Annotated in this window: 21 protein-coding genes and 1 tRNA gene; 16 read left to right on the forward strand and 6 right to left on the reverse strand. The window is 55.9% G+C overall.

What is annotated here, in order from left to right; translation table 11 throughout:
* The first annotated feature begins 66 nt into the window (after positions 1-66).
* The 10 genes from SYC_RS10490 to SYC_RS10535 all read left to right on the forward strand — a co-directional run bounded on the left by SYC_RS10490 (position 67) and on the right by SYC_RS10535 (position 9,672).
* Positions 67-1,038: a histone deacetylase family protein gene (locus SYC_RS10490; protein ID WP_011244278.1), complete on the forward strand. Its 972-nt coding sequence runs from the start codon at positions 67-69 to the stop codon at positions 1,036-1,038.
* A gap of 60 nt (positions 1,039-1,098) precedes the next feature.
* A complete protein-coding gene (trpD, locus tag SYC_RS10495; RefSeq protein ID WP_011244279.1) occupies positions 1,099-2,145 on the forward strand; it encodes an anthranilate phosphoribosyltransferase in 1,047 nt (348 codons plus the stop codon).
* Positions 2,146-2,210: 65 nt separating this feature from the next.
* On the forward strand, positions 2,211-3,386 hold the full coding sequence (gene carA / locus SYC_RS10500; protein ID WP_011244280.1) for a glutamine-hydrolyzing carbamoyl-phosphate synthase small subunit: 1,176 nt from the start codon (positions 2,211-2,213) through the stop codon (positions 3,384-3,386).
* 50 nt (positions 3,387-3,436) lie between these two features.
* Positions 3,437-3,829: an STAS domain-containing protein gene (locus SYC_RS10505; protein WP_011244281.1), complete on the forward strand. Its 393-nt coding sequence runs from the start codon at positions 3,437-3,439 to the stop codon at positions 3,827-3,829.
* A gap of 2 nt (positions 3,830-3,831) precedes the next feature.
* Entirely contained in the window at positions 3,832-4,248 is a 417-nt protein-coding gene (locus SYC_RS10510; RefSeq protein WP_041677031.1) for a ribonuclease III domain-containing protein, read from the forward strand.
* A 41-nt stretch (positions 4,249-4,289) separates the two neighbouring features.
* On the forward strand, positions 4,290-5,849 hold the full coding sequence (rlmB, locus tag SYC_RS10515) for a 23S rRNA (guanosine(2251)-2'-O)-methyltransferase RlmB (RefSeq protein WP_011244283.1): 1,560 nt from the start codon (positions 4,290-4,292) through the stop codon (positions 5,847-5,849).
* A 115-nt stretch (positions 5,850-5,964) separates the two neighbouring features.
* A complete protein-coding gene (locus SYC_RS10520) occupies positions 5,965-6,252 on the forward strand; it encodes a DUF1816 domain-containing protein (protein ID WP_011244284.1) in 288 nt (95 codons plus the stop codon).
* 99 nt (positions 6,253-6,351) lie between these two features.
* A complete protein-coding gene (gatA, locus tag SYC_RS10525) occupies positions 6,352-7,791 on the forward strand; it encodes an Asp-tRNA(Asn)/Glu-tRNA(Gln) amidotransferase subunit GatA (protein ID WP_011244285.1) in 1,440 nt (479 codons plus the stop codon).
* A gap of 4 nt (positions 7,792-7,795) precedes the next feature.
* The gene (locus SYC_RS10530) at positions 7,796-8,656 is read left to right on the forward strand and encodes an alpha/beta hydrolase (protein WP_011244286.1); all 861 of its coding nucleotides are present in this window, start codon (positions 7,796-7,798) and stop codon (positions 8,654-8,656) included.
* Positions 8,657-8,817: 161 nt separating this feature from the next.
* On the forward strand, positions 8,818-9,672 hold the full coding sequence (locus SYC_RS10535) for a GNAT family N-acetyltransferase (protein WP_011244287.1): 855 nt from the start codon (positions 8,818-8,820) through the stop codon (positions 9,670-9,672).
* A gap of 118 nt (positions 9,673-9,790) precedes the next feature.
* Here the strand turns inward: SYC_RS10535 and SYC_RS10540 are convergent.
* From SYC_RS10540 to SYC_RS10550, 3 genes are all read right to left on the reverse strand, one after another.
* Positions 9,791-9,863 (reverse strand) — tRNA-Glu (locus SYC_RS10540).
* A 92-nt stretch (positions 9,864-9,955) separates the two neighbouring features.
* A complete protein-coding gene (gene sasA / locus SYC_RS10545; RefSeq protein ID WP_050738290.1) occupies positions 9,956-11,119 on the reverse strand; it encodes a two component system sensor histidine kinase SasA in 1,164 nt (387 codons plus the stop codon).
* 101 nt (positions 11,120-11,220) lie between these two features.
* Positions 11,221-12,216, reverse strand: a complete 996-nt coding sequence (locus SYC_RS10550) for a ribose-phosphate pyrophosphokinase (RefSeq protein ID WP_011244289.1) — start codon at positions 12,214-12,216, stop codon at positions 11,221-11,223.
* A gap of 228 nt (positions 12,217-12,444) precedes the next feature.
* Between SYC_RS10550 and SYC_RS10555 the strand changes: the two genes are divergently transcribed.
* Positions 12,445-12,987, forward strand: a complete 543-nt coding sequence (locus SYC_RS10555; protein ID WP_011244290.1) for an AAA family ATPase — start codon at positions 12,445-12,447, stop codon at positions 12,985-12,987.
* A 26-nt stretch (positions 12,988-13,013) separates the two neighbouring features.
* Here SYC_RS10555 and SYC_RS10560 read toward each other — a convergent pair whose 3' ends face one another.
* Positions 13,014-13,922, reverse strand: coding sequence for an ROK family protein (locus tag SYC_RS10560; RefSeq protein ID WP_011244291.1), 909 nt, complete (start codon positions 13,920-13,922; stop codon positions 13,014-13,016).
* Positions 13,923-14,046: 124 nt separating this feature from the next.
* Between SYC_RS10560 and fmt the strand changes: the two genes are divergently transcribed.
* On the forward strand, positions 14,047-15,030 hold the full coding sequence (gene fmt, locus SYC_RS10565) for a methionyl-tRNA formyltransferase (RefSeq protein WP_011244292.1): 984 nt from the start codon (positions 14,047-14,049) through the stop codon (positions 15,028-15,030).
* Here the strand turns inward: fmt and SYC_RS10570 are convergent, their stop codons facing one another.
* Entirely contained in the window at positions 15,031-16,806 is a 1,776-nt protein-coding gene (locus SYC_RS10570) for an ABC transporter ATP-binding protein (RefSeq protein ID WP_011244293.1), read from the reverse strand.
* A 54-nt stretch (positions 16,807-16,860) separates the two neighbouring features.
* Positions 16,861-17,229, reverse strand: coding sequence for a hypothetical protein (locus tag SYC_RS10575; RefSeq protein WP_011244294.1), 369 nt, complete (start codon positions 17,227-17,229; stop codon positions 16,861-16,863).
* Positions 17,230-17,760: 531 nt separating this feature from the next.
* Between SYC_RS10575 and SYC_RS10580 the strand changes: the two genes are divergently transcribed.
* From SYC_RS10580 to cynS, 4 genes are read left to right on the forward strand one after another with little or no spacing between them, the layout of a single operon-like run.
* On the forward strand, positions 17,761-19,083 hold the full coding sequence (locus tag SYC_RS10580; RefSeq protein ID WP_234701771.1) for an ABC transporter substrate-binding protein: 1,323 nt from the start codon (positions 17,761-17,763) through the stop codon (positions 19,081-19,083).
* 9 nt (positions 19,084-19,092) lie between these two features.
* Positions 19,093-19,884, forward strand: coding sequence for an ABC transporter permease (locus SYC_RS10585; protein WP_011244297.1), 792 nt, complete (start codon positions 19,093-19,095; stop codon positions 19,882-19,884).
* Between the two features lie 3 nt (positions 19,885-19,887).
* Positions 19,888-20,757 (forward strand): ABC transporter ATP-binding protein, encoded by an 870-nt coding sequence (locus tag SYC_RS10590; protein WP_011244298.1) that lies wholly within the window; start codon positions 19,888-19,890, stop codon positions 20,755-20,757.
* A 10-nt stretch (positions 20,758-20,767) separates the two neighbouring features.
* The gene (gene cynS / locus SYC_RS10595; protein WP_011244299.1) at positions 20,768-21,208 is read left to right on the forward strand and encodes a cyanase; all 441 of its coding nucleotides are present in this window, start codon (positions 20,768-20,770) and stop codon (positions 21,206-21,208) included.
* Positions 21,209-21,291: the final 83 nt, after the last annotated feature.

A 21,291-nucleotide genomic window follows, 5' to 3' on the forward strand; every position in this document is an offset into this window, starting at 1 on the left:
GTGCAGAGAGCTGAGTGAGACTGATCAACTCGCTATAGACTCGCGGAAGACGAACAGTAGCTGGCCATGAACCTTGAGCAGGCCCTATCAGGGCGATTGCCGATTGTCTACAGCGATCGCTTTTTGGACCATGACACGGGCTTAGGTCATCCGGAGCGGCCAGAGCGGTTATCGGCGACGGTGACCCATCTGCGATCGCAACCTTGGAGTACGGCTCTCGACTGGTATTTGCCCACCGATCTGGCGACGCGATCGCCCCTGCCTTGGATCGAGACTTGCCACTCGCTGCACTACATCGACAGCGTTCAGCACTTGGCTGAGCGGGGCGGCGGCTCCTTGGATCCGGATACGCCTTGCTCCGCCGCGAGCTACGAGGTAGCGCTGCTGGCCGTTAACGTCTGGCTGGATGGCATCGATCGCTTGCTGACCAGGCAATCTCAGGCGGCCTTTGCCCTGACTCGCCCCCCCGGACATCACGCGCTGGCCACCCATGGCATGGGTTTTTGTCTGTTTGGCAATGCCGCGATCGCAGCCCGCTATGCTCTCGCTCAAGGACTGACGAAAGTTGCGATCGTCGATTGGGATGTCCATCACGGCAACGGGACGCAAGCCTTAGTCGAACAGCAGCCGGCGATCGCCTACGTCTCCCTCCACCAAAGTCCGGCTTACCCTGGCACGGGCTCCGCCTCGGAGACTGGCTTTTATGAAAATGTTCGCAACCTCCCCCTCCCCCCTGGCAGCGATGGGCAGGACTATCGCCAGTGTTTTGAGACGATCGTGCTGCCGTTTTTGCGCGCTTGGCAGCCGCAGTTGCTCATTGTCAGTGCCGGCTACGATGCGGCAGCAGCCGATCCACTCGCCAACATGCGGTTACAGCCAGCGGATTACGGGGCCCTGACCCAGCAGCTGCGATCGCTGCAGATTCCTATTCTGTTTGGCCTCGAAGGGGGTTACGACCTCCCGGCTTTGTCGGCGTCGGTGGCGGCAACGCTGGCTGCTTGTCTGGAACCCCCGTCGGCTCCTAAGCAGTCAGGGTGAATCCTGCGAGTACCTGGCGCGATCGGTTCTAAAATCGAGCCAATTGTCCGAACTGCCGCCATGCTCGTTGCCCCGCCTGCCTTCGCCGAAGCTCAAGTCCTGCTGCAGCGTCTGTTAAATCACGAGTCGCTAGGGGCAGTGCAGGCCCGAGCCTTGATGGAGCAGTGGTCGTCGGGCACCCTGCCCGAGGCTCTGTCTGGGGCACTTTTGGCTGCTTTGCAGAGTAAGGGCGTGTCTGCTCAAGAACTGGCGGCCATGGCGCAGGTGCTCCAAGAACAGGCCGTTGCAGTTGAAGCGAGCGATCGCCGGGAGCCCCTTGTCGATACCTGTGGGACCGGTGGTGACGGTGCCGAAACTTTCAACATCTCAACGGCCGTGGCTTTTGTGACGGCAGCGGCTGGCGTCAAAGTTGCCAAGCATGGCAATCGTTCTGCCTCTGGTCGGGTGGGGTCAGCGGATGTCCTCGAAGCTCTGGGGCTTAACCTGACAGCACCGAGCGATCGCATCCATGCGGCAGTGGATGAGGTCGGCATTACCTTCCTGTTTGCCCCAGGCTGGCATCCCGCCATGAAAGCCGTCGCTCCGCTCCGCAAAATCCTCGGAGTACGCACCGTCTTTAATCTGCTGGGCCCCTTGGTCAACCCGCTCCGCCCGACGGGGCAAGTCATTGGGGTCTACAATCCCGGGCTGCTGCCCACGATCTCAGGAGCCTTGGCGGAACTCGGAGTTCGTCGGGCGATCGTGTTGCATGGTCGCGAAGGTCTGGACGAAGGGGGGCTAGCCGACTGCATGGATCTGGCGATCGTGCGCGAAGGGCAGCTCAGCCAGCAGGTTGTCGATCCCCGCGATCTGGGTTTGACCCAGGCCCCGACGGTCGCACTCAAGGGCGGCAGTGTTGAAGAGAATGCCGATATTCTCAAAGCGGTTTTGCAAGGGAAGGGGACGCGGGCTCAGCAGGATGCGGTCCTGCTTAATGCCGCCTTAGCCTTGGAAGTTGGGGAGCAGGTCGATCGCCTTGACCAAGGCATCGGTTTGGCGCGATCGGTCTTGGCCAGTGGCGCGGCGTGGCAAAAGCTCACCCAGTTAGCGGCCTTCCTTCAGAGCTAAACTCCTCAGGACTCTCGCTGGCCCTAAAACTCGAAATCGACCCGCGGTCGCGAGCCAGTGCGATAATGGTTCGGATCTCGGGCTTTTGCTGCGCTATGTCCCTTGCTGAACGCCAAGCTGCTCTGCTCGTCTTGGCTGACGGATCCGTATTCCATGGTTACGCCTGCGGGGCGGCGGGAACGGTCATCGGTGAAGTTGTCTTCAACACCGGCATGACCGGCTATCAAGAAGTGCTGACAGACCCGAGCTACTGTGGGCAGATTGTCAGCTTTACCTATCCCGAGCTGGGCAACACCGGGGTCAACCCCGAAGACGAAGAGTCTGCCCGGCCTCAAGTCAGCGGCTTGATTGCTCGTAATGTTGCTCGCCGCCACAGCAACTGGCGGGCCGATCGCTCCCTGCCTGACTATTTGCAACAGCACAACATTGTTGGCATCTACGGCATCGACACCCGCGCCCTCACGCAACATTTGCGATCGACGGGGGCGATGAATGGCGGCATCTCCACAACTATTTTGGATCCTGAAGAACTCTGGGCAGAAGTCAAAGCCGCCCCATCCATGGAAGGGTTGAATTTGGTCGATCAAGTCACGACCGATCGCCCCTACGAGTGGCAAACTCCCACCAGTCAAACCTGGGAATTTATTGAAGGGCCAACCACAGAGTCCCTGACAGTTGTCGCCATCGACTTCGGCGTGAAGCGCAATATCCTGCGCCGCTTGGCCAGCTATGGTTGCCGTGTGATCGTGGTTCCGGCCGATACGCCGATCGAAGAAATCCTGCGGCACGAGCCAGATGGTGTCTTTCTCTCCAATGGCCCTGGCGATCCAGCCACGGTCAAAAATGGGATCAGCACCGCCCAAGCACTCCTGCAAACTGGACTGCCGTTGTTTGGGATTTGCCTCGGGCACCAGATTCTGGGGTCAGCCTTGGGGGCTCAAACCTTCAAGCTCAAGTTTGGCCACCGGGGGCTCAACCACCCCTGTGGCTTGTCCCAGCAGGTCGAGATCACCGGCCAAAACCACGGCTTTGCGATCGCGGCGGACTCCTTAGGGCCGGATGTGGAAGTCACCCACCTCAACCTCAACGATCGCACGGTAGCGGGGTTACGACACCGCCATCTGCCCGTCTTCTCGGTCCAGTATCACCCCGAAGCCAGCCCAGGGCCCCATGATTCTGACTATCTGTTTGAGCAGTTTGTGGCTTTAATGCGCGATCGCCAACCCACTCCAGTGGCTTAGACCAGTTGCGACTCTGGCTGCCCTGCCCCTATACTTGAGCGTCTGCTGAGATGACAACGCTGGAGGATACGGCCATTCGCGAAACGCTCGCCCTGACGGTTAGTTTGCGAGGAACCGTAGAAGTCAGGGACGATTACCAATTGTTCCGGCTTACGGGTCAGCTCGATGCCTTCTCGGAGCCGACCTTCCGCAAGGTTCTTGGCAAGAGCCTAGAAGATGGGCCAAAACATGCTATTCTAGATCTCTCGAAGATCGATTTTATCGATAGTTCTGGCTTAGGCGCTTTGGTTCAACTTGCGAAGCAAGCTCAAACCAGCAAAGGAAGTTTGCAAATTGTCACGAATCCCCGTGTCACACAGACTGTGAAACTCGTGCGATTAGAAAACTTCTTGGCCCTTCAGCCTTCGGTGGACGTAGCGCTGTCCAATATCAGCGTGTCATAAGCTTGTTCGTTCCCGAGTCAGACCCCCTCCGCGGCGATCGCCGCCTCAGTCCTGCGGCAGCAAAGCAACTGGCGCCCCAGGCACTAGCCTACCTAGGAGATGCCCTCTACGAATTCCATGTGCGCCTGCGTTTGTTACTGCCGGCGCAGCGTTCCCATCAAGTTCACCAGTCTGTGGTTGGTGCAGTGCGAGCCGAGCGCCAAGCGGAATTGTTGGTGAGTCTACTACCGCTGCTGACAGCGGAAGAACTTGAGATTGTCCGTCGCGGTCGTAATGCGGCCGGACGTGTGCCACGCCGCCTGACTGGAGAATACTATCAGCAGGCAACAGGGTTAGAGACCCTGCTGGGCTATCTCTATCTGTGTGATCCCCAGCGCTTGCAAGCGCTACTCCAGCAGCTGCCCGTCACCGAGTACTGACGCCAGCTCTTCTGAATTTTTCTCCACGCGCGAGCTTTTTCATGTCTGACTATTCGGATCGTTCTGACTTTTCTGAACGCCAAGATCGTTCGAGTGACGATCGCCCGAACTTCCGCCGTTTTGATCGCGATCGTCCCAGTGAAGGTCGCCGTCTTGAAGGCCGCTCAGAGGGCGGATACCGAGGCCGCGATGATCGCGGCGGCAGTGGCGGCTATCGCCAGAATCGCGACGACCGCGGTGGCTTCCGGGGTCGTGATGATCGGGGCGGCTATCGGGGAGGCGACCGCGATCGTCCCAGTGAAGGTCGTCGTTTTGAAGGCCGCTCAGAGGGCGGATACCGAGGCCGCGATGATCGCGGCGGCAGTGGCGGCTATCGCCAGAATCGCGACGACCGTGGTGGCTTCCGGGGTCGTGATGATCGGGGCGGCTATCGGGGAGGCGATCGCGATCGTCCGAGCGAAGGTCGTCGTTTTGAAGGCCGCTCAGAGGGCGGTTTCCGGGGTCGTGATGACCGTGGCGGCAGTGGTGGTTACCGGGGTCGCGATGATCGCGGTGGCTTCCGAGGTCGTGACGATCGGGGCGGTTTCCGGGGCCGTGATGACCGTGGCAGTAGTGGTAGTTACCGGGGTCGTGATGATCGTGGTGGCTTCCGAGGTCGTGATGACCGACGCGACGATCGTGATAACTTCCGGCCCAGCCGCGATCGCGAATTGAATCGGGAAGTCAACACCAGTCCCGCCGGCGATCAGGAAGCGACCGATCACGAATTGATCTACGGTCGTCATGCTGTCTTGGCTGCCCTCCAAGGCAACCGGACCCTCAACCGTATCTGGGTGACGCCGCGTCTGCGCTATGAATCAACTTTCCTGGAGTTGATTGACGCTGCTAAAGCCGGTGGTGCCGTGGTTGACGAAGTTCCCGTTGAGCGGATTCGTCAGCTGACCGATGGTGCTGTTCACCAAGGAATTGCCGCTCAAGTTGCTCCCTACCCCTACCAAGAACTCAGCGATCTCATTGCCCAAGCTAAGGCTGCAACCACAGATCCCGTGATTGTGGTTGCCGATGGGATCACTGATCCCCACAACTTGGGTGCCATCATTCGGACCGCAGGAGCCTTGGGCGCTCACGGTTTGGTGATCCCGCAGCGGCGTGCGGTCGGTGTGACTGCGGCTGTCGCGAAAGTAGCTGCTGGTGCACTGGAAAGCTTCCCTGTCGCGCGAGTCGTCAACCTCAATCCCGCCCTCGAAGAGTTGAAGGATGCCGGTTTCTGGATCTATGGTGCGGCTGGCGAAGCCAAGCAATCGATTCATGAGACCAGCTTCAGCGGGCCAGTCGTGCTGGTTGTGGGATCCGAAGATGAAGGCCTCAGCCTTCTGACTCGAGAGCGCTGCGACCACCTCATTTCGATTCCGCTCCGTGGCAAGACGAACAGCCTCAATGCTTCGGTGGCAGCCGGCATGGTGCTGTACGAAGTGAGCCGTCAACGCCAACAGCTGACCCATCATCTTGAGGGGATCGCTGACAACGGCGCAACAGCGTTGACGACGGCAGCAGTTGAGTTTGCTGGAGCTGCGGCTGGCCTTGGGGAACTAGGTCTCTAAGCACTGGCCAGTGAATTGAAAAATCGAGAGGCTCGGAGTATAACCATGCCTAAGTGCAACTAGCCTCTCGGTTGCCCTCCATTTTCTCCTGCTCTTACGCGAGGTCTCGGCATCGATGATTAATCTCGCCCATGCGATCGCAGCAAACCTAGGTCTGGCTATCTGGGTTGAGATTCAGACAGATAGCCCTGTCTGCACCTATTACTTTGGGCCATTCCTGTCTCGATCATCGGCAGAAGCTGCAGTGGAAGGCTACAAGGAAGATCTGCTGCAAGAAGGGGCTCAAAATCTTCGCGTCAAAATTCAGCGTTCTAAGGAACCGGAAGTCTTGACGGTGACAGAGGATTGGGGGGCTTACTCCCGCACTGCTTCGCCCAGCCCGATGTTCAGTGGCCAGCTTTAAATCAGGCTTGCGATCGCAGATCTAATTCTTTAGATATCGAGAGCCGCCGCCCCGGCTTTTATACTGAAGAGTGACTTTTCAGGAGTGCTGGGGCGCTACATGGCTTCAATTCGAGAACTGCACAGCCAGCTAGTTCGTAAGGAGCGCAGTGCAGTCGAAATTGCTGAAGCGGCGCTACAGCGTATCGAAACCCTCGAGCCACAGCTCAAAAGTTTTTTGCACGTCACAGCTGATCAGGCAATCGCTCAAGCCAAGGCAGTAGATCAGCGAATCGCTGCCGGTGAAGAGATTAGCCTTCTAGCGGGCATTCCGATCGGCATTAAGGACAACCTTTGCACGCGGGGTATTCCCACTACCTGCGCCTCCAAGATTTTGCAGGGGTTTGTCCCTCCCTACGAGTCCACCGTCACCCAACGGCTTGCAGAAGCAGGAGCCGTAGCGGTTGGCAAGACAAACTTGGATGAGTTTGCCGTGGGCAGCTCGACCGAGAACTCTGCTTACCAAACCACTGCCAATCCCTGGGACTTAACCCGTGTTCCTGGCGGATCGTCCGGGGGGTCGGCGGCAGCGGTTGCAGCGGATGAATGCGTGGTTGCCCTCGGTTCAGATACGGGTGGTTCCATTCGCCAACCTGCTGCCTTTTGCGGCGTTGTTGGGCTGAAGCCAACCTATGGTCTGGTCTCTCGCTATGGCTTAGTCGCCTATGCGTCTTCGCTCGATCAGATTGGCCCCTTCTCTCGGAGCGTCGAAGATACGGCGATTTTGTTGGGGGCGATCGCCGGACATGATCCCAAAGATGCCACCAGCCTCAAAGTCGAGGTACCGGACTACACCCAGTTTCTCAAGCCCAGTTTGGCTGGCATCAAGGTCGGCGTGATTACTGAAACGGTGACAGATTCACCGGCAGGACAAGCGATGCAGGCTGCCCTAGAAGTCCTGCAGGGGCTGGGGGCAGAAATTCGCGAGATTTCCTGTCCGCGCTTCGCCTATGGTCTGCCGGCTTATTACATCATTGCGCCGTCGGAAGCATCAGCGAACTTGGCTCGCTATGACGGTGTTAAGTACGGCTACCGCGTCGAAGAAGCAGAGACCCTGATCGACATGTATTGTCGGACGCGGGCAGAGGGTTTTGGCAGCGAGGTCAAGCGCCGGATCATGATCGGCACCTATGCGTTGTCGGCTGGCTACTACGATGCCTATTACCTCAAGGCTCAGAAAGTTCGCACGCTGATTAAGCAAGACTTTGAAGCAGCTTTCGCAGAAGTCGATGTTTTGGTTTCACCCACAACCCCGACCACGGCTTTCAAAGCAGGCGAAAAAACTGCCGACCCGCTGAGCATGTACCTGTCAGACTTAATGACCATTCCGGTGAATTCGGCCGGTTTGCCAGGCTTGAGCTTGCCCTGTGGCTTTGATGAGGCTGGTTTGCCCTACGGTTTGCAGATCATCGGTAATGTCCTGCGCGAAGACCAGGTGCTCCATACTGCCTACGCTTACGAGCAGGCAACGGAGTGGCATCTGCGGCAGCCGGCGCTCTAGGGCAATGCTGCTGCGATCGCTCCTCCTGATCCTCCTTGGCTGTGGGAGTGTCGTTCTGCTGTTTCTGGCGGCAATCTGGCTGGGACAGTCGCGGCTGATTTTCCGTCCTGCTAAGGATGAGCCTATCCCGGAATCGCTGCTGGCCTATCAGCCCGCAGAGGTCTGGATTGCCCTGCAGCCCCAAGCAGTGCGATCGCCTCGGCTCCAAGCCTGGTGGTTTCCCAATCAGGGGGTTACTCCTTGGACCGTTCTCTACCTGCACGGCATTCAAGGGCGCTGGGTCGACACGGAAGATCGACTCTTGCAGTTGCTCTCCTTGGGGCTATCAGTGCTAGTTCTGCAATATCGCGGTTACGGACGCAGCTCTGGCCCTTTCCCCAACGAGCAACGGGTCTGCGCGGATGCTGAAGCGGCAGTTGCCTATCTGGCCAAGGAACACGCCATTCCCAGTGATCGCTTGTTAGTTTATGGCCACTCTTTGGGTGGTGCGATCGCGGCTGAGCTAGCTAACCGTCAGCCCAAACTAGCAGGCTTAATTCTGGAGGGATCCTTCAGCTCGATGCGGGCGATGACTCAATATCGGCAGCGGTTTGCTTGGTTCCCCAACTGGCTCTTGCACCAACGCTTTGATACCCTCGCTAAAGTGCGGCAGTCGTCGGTACCGGTGTTAATTCTGCACGGTGAAGCAGATACCGAGGTGCCAGCCCTAATGAGTGAAGCCCTGTTCTTGGCCGCTGCAGGGCCAAAGCAACTCTGTCGGATTCCCGATGGGGGGCATAACGACTTGCCGAAGCTGGCAGGCGATCGCTATCGACAGGCTTTTCAGCGTTTTCTCGATTTAGTGGCTGCGCGATCGCGAGCCTAGGTAGGCATCCCAGCAACGTTCCAGTGAATCGGGTGAGGCGTTTCCAGGCATGACTTGCACTGCTTCCTGCTGTTCTCGTCGCTAAACCTGTGCAGGGGGGCATCCTAGGACGGGTCGTTTCAGGCTGTCTGAACGAGCCATCGCCCCTTGGGAGATTGAAGATGACCCTGGCTGGCTACACCATTCGTCCCATGACGCGATCGGATTTGGATCTAGCGATCGCTTGGGCTGCTGCTGAAGGCTGGAATCCGGGCTTGGATGATGCCGACAGCTTCTATAGCGCTGATCCCACAGGGTTCTGGATGGGCTGGCTAGATGATCAACCGATCGCTTGTCTGTCGACGGTCAAATATGGCGATCGCTTTGGCTTTGTCGGCTTTTACATCGTCGTACCCCAATACCGAGGTCAAGGCTACGGCTGGGCGATTTGGCAGGCTGGGCTGGCGAGTTTGGGGGATCGCCTGATCGGTTTGGACGGTGTGGTGGCACAACAGGAGAACTACCGGCGATCGCGCTTTGAATTGGCTTACTGTAACCAGCGCTATAGCGGCCTGAGTCGTAGGCTACAGTCCGAGCTCCCTGCGGCCATTCGTCGCTTAGAACCGGCGGATTTTCCCTCGCTCTTGGCCTACGATCGCCAGCTCTTTCCTGAAGATCGCCACTCGTTTCTGGAAAAATGGCTGACTCAACCTCGAGCAATCGCCCTTGGCTATTTCGCATCCCAAGGACTCCAGGGCTATGGACAGATTCGTCCAAGTCAGGCGGGCTATCGGATCGGTCCCCTATTTGCCGATCAGCCTGAGATTGCTCAACAACTCTTTCTGGCTCTGCAGAGTCAAATTCCCGAGAGTCAGCCCATCTTTTGGGATATTCCCACGGTCAATACGGCCGCGATCGCGTTCGCCACAGAGCAGGGGTTCACCTCGATGTTCGACACCGCTCGGATGTATCGCGGAGCAGCCCCCGATATTTCCCTCAATCGCCTCTATGGAGTGACGAGTTTAGAGCTGGGCTAATTCATCACGCAGTGCGATCGTTGACTTTTGCGTTAAAGCAAAAATCCTGCTCACACTTGAACAGGATTTTTGAGAAGATTAGAAGACTTGAAGTGATTCACTTAAGTCTCTGTTTTAATACCCCCAAGGGGATTCGAACCCCTGTCGCCTCCGTGAAAGGGAGGTGTCCTAGGCCTCTAGACGATGGGGGCAAATCGCATCGCCAATTAAGAAATTATCGAACTTCTAGAGTGGTGTCAACCCCTTCTCCAAAAGAAACTGCAGAGACCGCGATCGCGGTGCGTTAGCAGGGCATGGTGTAGCGATAAACCGGCATCGTGAAGTGGAAGGTGCTGCCTTGGCCCAGTTCCGAAGCAACCCAGATGCGGCCAAAGTGGGCCTGAACAATTCGCTGGCAAACCGATAGTCCAATGCCGTAGCCCTCTTGGCTGCTATCGCGGGAAAGCCGCACCAAGTTCTTGAAAATGACGCTGAGCTGGTCGCGAGGGATGCCAGAGCCCGTGTCGCTGATGCTGATCTGCACTTTCTGGCTCGTGCGATGGAGCGCTGCGATCGTGATTGTGCCCCCGGGCGGAGTGTATTTGATGGCGTTGTCTACCAGATTGACCAGAACCTGCCGCAGACGGTCAGGGTCGGCGTAGAGCGTGGGCAGGTCGCCTGGAACATCCGTGATCAACTGCTGCTGCTTACTCCGCCAGCGTTCATGCAACTGTTCCAGAACCTGCTGCAGGAGCGGCTCAAAGACGACTTCGCGGGGATTGATCCGCAAGCTTTCGCCAGAGTGGCGAGTTGCCTCCAAAATCTCGGCAATCATGCGCTCGATTTCACGCAATTGCGATCGTGCCTGATCGAACAGACTGCACAGTCCCTGCATTTCCTTGGCTGTCGCCACAGAAAAGGATTGACTGCGGATTTGAATGGTGTCGACCGCCAAAAGAGCAGCGGTTAGCGGATTGCGGAGGTCGTGGGCGACGAGAGCAATGACCTGCTCAAGGAATTTTGTCCGCTCCGAGAGATCAGCGTATTGTTGCTGAAGCTGAAAAAAGGCATCAGCCTGCTGCAACGCGGGGGTCTCGGGTTGGCCTAGCTCCGTGAACGGAATGTTGACTTCAGGTGGCTCTCGATCGGCAAAAAAGGCCTCTTGCTGAACCAGCCACTGGGGCAACTGGTTGGCTAATTGATCGGTGAGGTCGATGCCACTCAGAACTTGGCGAGAGCCTGGACCAATTTTAACCAGGGCAGGCGTGACGACTAGGCGGTAGTACTCCACCAGTTGTGGCTGGTCCGCCACATTGATCACCTGCAAGCTGATGGGGACGGTTGCCTCTACTGCTGCCAAAATATTTTTAACCCGCTGCACAATGTGCTGTGACAGGGGCCGGGTATCGACGAACAGTTGCAGTAGCAACGGTTGAGCCAGTGCTTGTGGTGACAGAGACTCTCCCATTAACTCGCGATCGCTGGCTGGGGGGCAAACACCCACGGGGTCGTGCGTGTTCCCAACAGTCTACCGAAGCGATCGCGAATTCGTTGGTAAGTAGGATGGCTCTAGCGGAACGTACTGCTCACTGAGCTTTCTTCGTGAATCCGCCAAATTGTTTCACCCAACAGGTTAGCCACCGACAGGATCGTCAACTGAGGGAAGCGGTTTTCCTCGGGGATCGGAATCGTGTTAGTGACAATTACTTCCTCGAAGAGGCCGCTGGCCGAGAGACGCTCGATTGCCGGTGGCGAGAAGACTGCGTGCGTCGCACAGGCGTAGACCTGGCTCGCGCCTTGCTTGCGCAGGAGACGGGCACCCTCGCAGATGGTGCCAGCTGTGTCGATCATGTCGTCCACGAGCACCGCTGTTTTACCCTGAACGTCACCAATGACGTTGAGGACTTCCGCAACGTTGTGAGCTTGTCGACGCTTATCAATGATCGCTAAAGGCGCATCATCTAATTTCTTGGCGAAGGCACGAGCCCGAGCGACACCACCGACGTCAGGAGAAACCACTACTAGATCAGCGAGATTTTTGCTGCGCAGATAGTCGATCAGGACAGGCGACCCATAGACGTGATCGAAGGGAATGTCGAAATAGCCTTGAATCTGGGCTGAGTGCAAGTCCATCGCCAGCACCCGATTCGCTCCAGCCTGAGTGATTAGGTTAGCAACCAACTTGGCTGTAATCGACTCACGACCTGCCGTTTTGCGATCGGCGCGGGCGTAACCGTAGTAGGGCAAGACTGCCGTGATTTGGCGGGCTGACGCACGTCGACAGGCGTCGATCATGATCAGCAATTCCATCAAGTGGTCGTTGACCGGCCAGCAGGTCGGCTGCATCAAGTAGACATCACAGCCGCGGATCGATTCTTGGATTTGAACGTACAATTCACCATCCGCAAACCGCTTGCGGATCATGGGCCCTAAATCAATCCCGAGATAGCGAGAAACTTCTTGGGAGAGGGCGGAATTGGACGAACCAGAAAATAGCCGTAGGCGATGATTGTCCGGGAGTGAGGGCAGTGCAGACGCGAAGGGCAGGGTGGCAGAACGGATCACAGCAGACCCCGGAGCATAACCAACGAAATCTTATCATCCCTGCCTAGGCGTCGACCGTGGCAACAGGACGCTAAAAGGCATGCCTACTGGGCCGTTCGCCTGTTTTTGATCGCGAGCGATCGCCTTCAACAAGTTTTCGTTTCCGATTGGCTGGAGCGATCGCCCGGTGCATCGTCTTGGTAACAGTTCCCGTTAGGCTGAAGACGCTCCTTTGCTGCTTCTTTCGTTATGCGTCTGCTGATCAGCAGTACTTCTTCCGGCGCTGGTAAATCCGCGATCGCCCAAGCACTACAGGCCTATCAAGCTTGGCGACGGCAACCGGTTTGGTCGCTTCAAGACTGGCTGGCGTCAGATCAGTCCTTGGCGGAACGCTGGCAGACTTTGCAGCAGAGCGAAGCCTGTTTTCTGGAAGCGCCCGGTTGTTTGGGAACACTGGTTGCACCGGAATTGACCGTGGCAGATCTAGCACAGGCTTGGCGATTACCGGTGCTGTTGGTGGCTTCAGCCCAAATGGACTGGCCCGGACAGGCGATCGCGATGGTGGCCTTGGCTCAACAACGGCAGCTACCGATTTTGGGCGTGATTCTCAATCAAGTTACGACTGCAGCTCCCGTTGCACAGGAATCTTTCCAGTTACTGACTGGCATTCCTGTGCTGGGAACTTTTCTAGCGGGAGCAGCCCAAGCGGCGATCGCAGATCAGGCGGCGATCGTCCGTAATTGGGATCTCGAACGCCTACCCGGATTCCTGCCAGCGATCGCGAGAGTCTAGTAGCTGAAGTCGTTTTTCAGTTGGACTCAGACCTTGCCCAGTGCTTGTAGCTTGTCCCAAGCCAACTTGGCAGCCCCAACTCGACCGGCTTCGTTGCCGAGTGCCGCGATCGCAATCTGCAGATCTTCACGAGAGGTCGGGAGGACGCGACGATGCAGCTCCTCCGTCAGTGCCGGTAAGAAGAAAGCTGCACTGCCGCTGATGCCGCCGCCCAGAATAATCACTTCGGGCGTCAGGACATAGACCAGACTGGCAAGACCGGCAGCGAGCGTTCGGCCATAGTCCTGCCAAGCCGCGATCGCTTCAGGACCCCCTTGGGAAGCGCGATCGCCGAGGTCTTTGGGATCGCAACCAAAGCGCCGCTGAACGGCTCCGATCGAGGCATATTGCTCTAACGATCCTTGGTTGCCACTATTGCAATGCGGCCCAGCCGGGTCCAGTGTGATCAGCCCGAGTTCTGCTGCTGTTCCCGTGCGACCCACAAACAGCTCGCCATTGAGTACGATCGCCCCGCCCACGCCGGTCCCGAGAGTCAGCAAAATGGCATCGCGATAGCCCCGACCGCCACCCAGCCAGACTTCACCCAAGCCAGCGCAGTTGGCATCATTGGCCAAAATGACCGGCCGTTGCAGATCGGCTTCCAGCCAGTCAGCCAGGGGGACCTCAGTCCAGCCGTCTAGATTGATGGCAACCCGCGCTACCCGACCGGCTGCATCCGCAGGCCCCGGTGTACCAATGCCGATCGCCAGTGCTTCAGCTTGGGGATCGAGCTGACGGATCGCCTCTACGAGCGCAGCCCGAACATTGCTTGGCGTGCTGGGGGTTGGAGTTGGGACGGTCAATTCCTGCTGACACTGTCCCTCAATCGGGTAACGCCCCAATTTCATGGCAGTTCCGCCCAAATCGACGCCGATCACGGTCGCGGGGTATGCCATAACGATTGCCCTAGCCCAAGTTGCAAAAGAGTTTCGCAATCCTAGCAAGCAGCGATCGCCTCAGTGAAACAGACATGCCACGATCGCCAATAGTCCCCCTGTTTTGAAGCGAGGAGCGAACACCGTGCGCGTCGTCTTTTTTGGAACCCCCCAATTCGCGGTTCCAACTTTGCAGCAGTTGCTTGATGCGCCGGATGTTGAGGTGATGGCGGTGGTCAGCCAACCCGATCGCCGCCGAGGGCGGGGTAATCAGGTCAGTGCTTCGCCGGTCAAAGCCCTCGCGATCGCCTATGATTTGCCAGTCTGGCAACCGGAACGCCTGCGCCGCGATCCAGAAGTCTTGAGTCAGTTACAGCAAACCCAAGCTGATGCGTTTGTCGTTGTCGCTTACGGCCAGTTACTGCCAGCGGAGGTGCTGGCGATGCCACGACTGGGCTGCATCAACGTCCATGGTTCGCTGCTGCCGGCCTATCGTGGTGCCGCCCCGATCCAGTGGAGTTTGATCAACGGCGATCGCGAAACGGGGATCGTGACGATGCAGATGGATGTAGGCATGGATACGGGGCCGATGCTGTTGCGCTGGACGACCCCGATCGCCTTGGACGATAACAGTCAGACCTTGGGCGATCGCTTGGCGACAGCGGGCGCTGAACTGCTCTTACAAACGCTGCGGCAACTGGATCAGGGGCACCTAACTGCGATTTCTCAAAACGAGGCTGAAGCGACCTATGCTCGGCTCCTGCAAAAGGAAGACTTTCAGCTGAGCTGGGATCAGTCCGCCTTGGAGCTGCATAACCGGATTCGTGGGCTGTATCCCGGAGCGAGTCTACCTGTCCAAGGCGATCGCCTCAAAGTTTTGGCCAGTCTGCCCTTGGGACTAGGTCTGCTCCTGTCGGCGGCCTATGCAGATTGGCAAGATTGGCAGCCTGATCCAGCAGCTCAGCCAGGGACCGTATTGGCGATCGCCAAATCCTTGGGGCCGATCGTGGCGACTCGCGAGGGAGCATTACTACTACTACAAGTTCAACCGGCAGGCCGCAAACCACTGAGTGGCTGGGATTGGGCCAACGGCCTGCGCTTGCAAGAAGGGCTGTCTTTGCTGGAGTAACTAAACGCGATCGCTCAGACGTTCGCCGGTTTGCACTTTCCAGAGGTTGGCATAGAGGCCATCCAAGGCAAGAAGTTCGTCATGGTGTCCGGCTTCGACCAAGCGACCCTGATCCATCACATAGATGCAGTCCGCATGACGAATCGTCGAGAGGCGGTGGGCGATCGCCAAGGTGGTCCGATCGCGGGTGATTTGTTCGAGCGATCGCTGAATGGCGGCTTCGGTCTCGTTATCGACTGCCGAGGTTGCTTCATCGAGGATCAGGATTGGCGGATCCTTGAGAATGGCTCGCGCGATCGCCAAACGCTGCCGCTGTCCACCCGACAGTTTCTGGCCTCGTTCGCCCACAACTGTGTCGTAACCCTGGGGTAAATCCATGATGAATTCGTGGGCTTCAGCGAGCTTGGCAGCTTGCTCAATTTCAGTCTGAGTCGCGTCAAAACTACCGTAGGCAATGTTCTCAGCAACACTGCCATGGAAGAGAAAAACATCCAGGCTAACGAAGCCGATCGCCTGCCGCAAATCCTTCAGTTTTAAGTCACGCAAATCAATCCCATCGAGTAGGATGCGACCGGTTTGAGGTTCATAGAAACGCAGCAGCAGTTTGACTAAGGTACTTTTGCCAGAACCAGTAGCCCCGACGATCGCAATCGTTTGACCAGCGGGGATGTTCAGATTGAGATCGATAACACTGGGTTCGCGATCACGGTAAGCAAAGGTGATGCCTTCAAACTGGACAGCACCTTGCACTTGGCCGATCGGCAAAGATTGGCGACCGCTGGGAATTTGCACCGGGATCGCCAGCAAATCCATCACCCGCTGGGTCGAAGCCATCGCCCGTTGGTAGTCATCCAGTACTCGCCCCAAGCTGGTCAAGGGCCAGAGAAGACGTTGGGTAATGAACACCAAAAAGCTATAGGTGCCGACATCGAGCCGTCCGTTAATGGTTTCCATTCCACCGACATAAAGAATGGCGATGAAAGCAAACAGAATCGCGAAACGAATCAATGGAACAAAAGCGGAACTGAGCGCGATCGCCCGACGATTCGCTTGGCGATAGGCATCACTATCCTCAGCGACCCGCCCTTTTTCAAATGCCTCAGCCGTGAAACTTTTAATCGTGGCAATGCCGCCCAAATTGTTCGCCAGTCGTGCACTAATCAGACCGGCTTGTTCGCGAACGCGGGCATAGCGCGGGGCTAAACGCCGTTGGAAGCGCAGCGATCCCCAGAGAATGACAGGAATCGGCAGAATCGCCAGCCCTGCCACGGTTGGAGAGAGATAAGCCATCGCCCCACCGACTGCCAGAACGGTGGTCGTGACCTGCAAAATCTCGTTTGCGCCGTGGTCGAGGAAGCGTTCGAGCTGGTTGATGTCATCGTTGAGAACACTGAGTAGCTGACCAGTACTCCGCTCCTCAAAAAAGCTCAGCTCCAGTTCTTGCAAATGGCCGTAGGCATCCAAACGCAACTCATGTTGCAGCGTTTGCGCGAGGGTGCGCCATTGCCAAGCGTAGAGATACTCGAACAGTGATTCGAGGCTCCAAATCACAAAGGAGAACAGCACCAACAGCCCTAACTGCTGTTCAACGGGGACGACGCCCCACTTGGCCAGCCAAGAATCCTGCCGCTGGACAACCACATCCACCGCCATGCCAATCAGGACGGGTGGGGCAAGGTCAAAGATTTTGTTGAGGATCGAACAAGCGATCGCACTCAGCACCTGCCGTTGATGGGGGGCACTGTAGCGATACAACCGCACAAGGGGATGGGGCATGGTTCTCGCAATCAGCCAGCTCTTTCCAGCATGGCAGGCGATCGCAGTTCCATATTAGAGAGGGTGGTAGCGAACGGAGTAGCTCGGCCCAAGTTCGAGCCTCAAGGCTTGCAAAGCAGCCTGGGCTGCGACTTCAAACTGAGCTGACTCTTCAGCCGTCCAAGGGCTTGGCCCTGCCGGATCATTCCAGTCCAAAGCAGTGTCATGCCAAAGAGACAGTTGGTCTAATTGCTGTCGCAAGCTCTGGGATAGTGGCAGTTGATCTTCGATCGCGCCAACATCAAAGCGATCGCGACTCGCCGCATCATCCGCCCAAAGAATCCCACCACCCCATTCAAAGCTAAGGCGAAGTGCGAGGGGTTTAGGTGAAGAATTATTGGCTCCAAGCTGAGGTTCAGTGCAGTTAATTGGGTATGGATCCATCAAGGTCAACCTGTTCTAAAGCCAGTGAATGCAATTTTTGGAACGATGATGCCGCTCGCAACAGTGTTCAGCGATTACGTTCCCGAAGAAAGATCTTCTAGGGCGATCAGGCTGGGAGGCCTAGGACAGTCTGCCTTGATTGCTTACTAGTGAACGTGCTAGCACCCGAGTGCTCAAAGCCGTAATGACTTTGAGTTGTAACGACGGCTACATTTTGACCCTGGGGTTACTACTACCATTCGCCCTTAACTGAGGAAAGTTTGATGGTCCCCCCAACACTTCTTGAGGAGCAATCTAAGCTCCTCCATTCTGCTGCGTGTCGCTGTCAGGATTGCTATCGTCTGACGACCGATCACGATCGCTTTTTGGAAGATATGCCGCAAGACCCTGAGATCTTGATGGCAGATTTTCAAAAGATGGGTTTATTCAAACCTGAATCGATTGCGATCGCCGATCGTCTGACGACTTCAGAGTTGCGCCAAGCCTTGTTCTTTAAAAATGCTTCCCAAGGGGATCCTGAACAGGGAAGCAATGCTGAGAGCTTTGGCTGCAGAAGCAGGTGGTTTAGATCAGGCATTTGCTGCTGCTTTTGGACCGCAAGCGGGTCGTTTTTTCAGCAACATTCAAGCTAGTGGCGGGGTCAGTCGTCGGGTTTTCCTGCGCAACTTGGTCGTTGGTGCAGCTCTCGTGACGCTGACCAACTGTGCCCAACAGGCTCAACAACCCGATAGCCCAACCACGACTGGCAGTGGCAATTTAGAAAAAACGGATCTGAAGGTTGGCTTTATCCCGATTACCTGCGCCACTCCGATCATCATGTCAGATCCCTTGGGCTTCTATCAGAAATATGGCTTGAAAGTCCAAGTTGTGAAGATGCCGAGCTGGGGGGCAGTTCGAGATTCTGCGATCGCAGGCGAATTGGATGCCTATCACATGCTGGCACCGATGCCGATCGCGATGACCTTGGGTCTTGGCTCAGCTCCCTTCAGTGTCAAGTTAGCCAGTATTGAAAATATTAACGGTCAGGCGATTACGGTTGCCAAACGTCACCTTGGCAAAGTCAAAGAAGCGAAAGACTTCAAAGGCTTTGTGATTGGGGTCCCCTTCCCCTTCTCAATGCATAACCTGCTGTTGCGCTACTATCTCGCTGCTGGTGGTTTGAATCCCGATACCGATGTCCAAATTCGGCCAGTTCCCCCGCCAGATAGTATTGCTCAGCTCGTCGCAGGTGATATCGATGCGATGCTGATGCCCGATCCCTTTAATCAGCGGGCAGTGTATGAAGATGCTGGCTTTATTCATCTGTTAACTAAAGAAATTTGGAATGGTCATCCTTGCTGTGCATTTGCAGCAGGTGAGCCTTGGATTCAAGAAAATCCCAATACGTTCCGAGCGCTTAACAAAGCAATTATTGAAGCAACTGGTTATGCCAGTAAGGCCGAAAATCGTGCTGAGATTGCCAAGGCTATTTCTAGCCGTCAGTACTTAAATCAACCACCCGAAGTCGTGGAAGCTGTGCTGACCGGTAAGTTCCCCAATGGTCAAGGTCAAGAACTGGATGTTCCCGATCGCATTGACTTCAATCCCTACCCATGGCAGAGCTTTGCCAACTGGATTCAATCGCAGCTAGTGCGTTGGGATCTGGGTAAAGCTGCCGGTGTGATCCAGCCCGATCAGTACGACAAGAACGGTCAGGCAATTTACCTGACGACTGAAGCACAAACCCTCGAGAAGGAAGTGGGCCTGCAGCCGCCGACTGAAATCTATCGGGAAGAAAAGCTCGCTTACGACACCTTTAACCCGCAGGATCCAGTCGCTTACCTCGCATCTCAAAAGCAGAAATACGGGAGATAAACACAACTTATGGTGAGAACTCCTGTACCGCTTTACCTACGTTGGGCGGTCTCCATCCTCAGCGTGCTTGCGTTCCTAGCCATTTGGCAAATTGCGGCAGCTTCAGGATTTTTAGGCAAAACTTTTCCTGGCTCCCTGCGCACTTTGCAGGATTTGTTTGGATGGCTTTCAGATCCCTTCTTTGATAACGGCCCCAATGACTTAGGGATTGGCTGGAACTTACTGATTAGTTTGCGTCGCGTTGCGATCGGCTACCTGCTGGCAACAGTTGTTGCAATTCCTTTGGGGATTGCAATCGGTATGTCGGCGCTAGCTTCCAGTATTTTTTCGCCCTTTGTGCAACTCCTGAAGCCAGTTTCACCTTTGGCCTGGTTGCCGATTGGTCTCTTCTTATTCCGAGATTCGGAATTGACGGGTGTTTTTGTCATCCTGATTTCGAGTCTGTGGCCAACGTTGATCAACACAGCGTTTGGGGTGGCGAATGTCAATCCTGACTTTTTGAAGGTTTCGCAATCTTTGGGAGCTAGTCGTTGGCGCACGATTCTGAAGGTGATTCTGCCCGCAGCATTGCCCAGCATCATCGCGGGAATGCGGATCAGCATGGGCATTGCTTGGCTGGTCATTGTGGCAGCAGAGATGCTGTTGGGAACAGGAATTGGCTATTTCATTTGGAATGAGTGGAATAACCTATCACTTCCTAATATTTTCTCGGCCATCATCATCATTGGGATTGTTGGCATTCTTCTCGACCAAGGCTTCCGTTTTCTTGAGAACCAGTTTTCTTACGCAGGCAACCGATAACCCATGATTTCTGAAGCTGTGCCAGCCAAGGAGGAGACAGGGCAGGCTCAATTGCTGATTGAGCAAGTTGGCAAAGTTTTTACTGTCAATTCACCTTCTCTCCTCGATCGCCTTCGACAGCGATCGCCCAAACGCTACGTTGCATTAGAAGATGTCAACCTCACGATCGCGTCGAACACATTTGTCTCGATTATTGGCCCTTCGGGTTGTGGTAAATCAACCCTTCTCAACTTGATTGCTGGCCTTGATTTACCAACGTCTGGCCAGATTCTGCTGGATGGTCAACGCATTCGATCGCCGGGGCCCGATCGTGGCATCGTCTTCCAGAACTATGCCCTGATGCCCTGGATGACCGCGCTTGAGAATGTCATCTTTGCAGTTGAAACGGCGCGCCCAAACCTGAGCAAATCCCAAGCTCGCGAAGTGGCACGAGAGCATCTAGAGCTGGTGGGTTTAACCAAAGCTGCCGATCGCTATCCGGGCCAAATTTCAGGGGGGATGAAACAGCGCGTAGCGATCGCCCGTGCCCTCTCCATCCGTCCTAAGCTCCTGCTGATGGATGAACCCTTTGGTGCCTTGGATGCCCTCACCCGTGGCTACCTCCAAGAAGAAGTGCTGCGGATTTGGGAAGCCAACAAACTGAGTGTGGTGCTCATCACTCACAGTATTGATGAAGCACTGCTGCTTTCCGATCGCATTGTGGTGATGTCTCGTGGGCCACGAGCCACTATTCGAGAAGTGATTGATTTACCAGCCGTTCGCCCTCGGCAACGGTCTGTGATCGAAGAAGATGAGCGCTTCGTCAAAATCAAATTGCGCCTTGAAGAACATTTGTTCAACGAGACGCGTGCAGTTGAAGAAGCCAGTGTTTAGGAGAATTCCAATGACCTCAGCGATTACTGAACAACTTCTGAAAGCGAAAAAAGCAAAGGGAATTACCTTTACTGAGCTTGAGCAATTACTTGGACGGGATGAAGTCTGGATTGCGAGTGTGTTCTACCGTCAATCTACGGCTTCGCCTGAAGAGGCAGAAAAGCTACTGACTGCTCTGGGCTTAGATCTGGCCTTGGCTGATGAGTTGACGACTCCGCCGGTCAAAGGTTGTTTGGAACCGGTGATTCCAACTGATCCGTTGATCTATCGCTTCTACGAAATCATGCAGGTCTATGGCTTGCCCCTCAAGGATGTTATCCAAGAAAAATTTGGCGATGGCATCATGAGTGCGATTGATTTCACCTTAGATGTCGATAAGGTTGAAGATCCCAAAGGCGATCGCGTTAAGGTCACGATGTGTGGCAAGTTCTTGGCGTACAAGAAGTGGTAAATACTGCTAGCTAATCAAGCTTCAATTCTTGATCACTGGAGGAGAGAGGTTTCCGCTTCTCTCCTTTTTTGATTGGAATTCTC

The organism is Synechococcus elongatus PCC 6301, from assembly GCF_000010065.1.
Classification (GTDB): Bacteria; Cyanobacteriota; Cyanobacteriia; order Synechococcales; family Synechococcaceae; genus Synechococcus; species Synechococcus elongatus.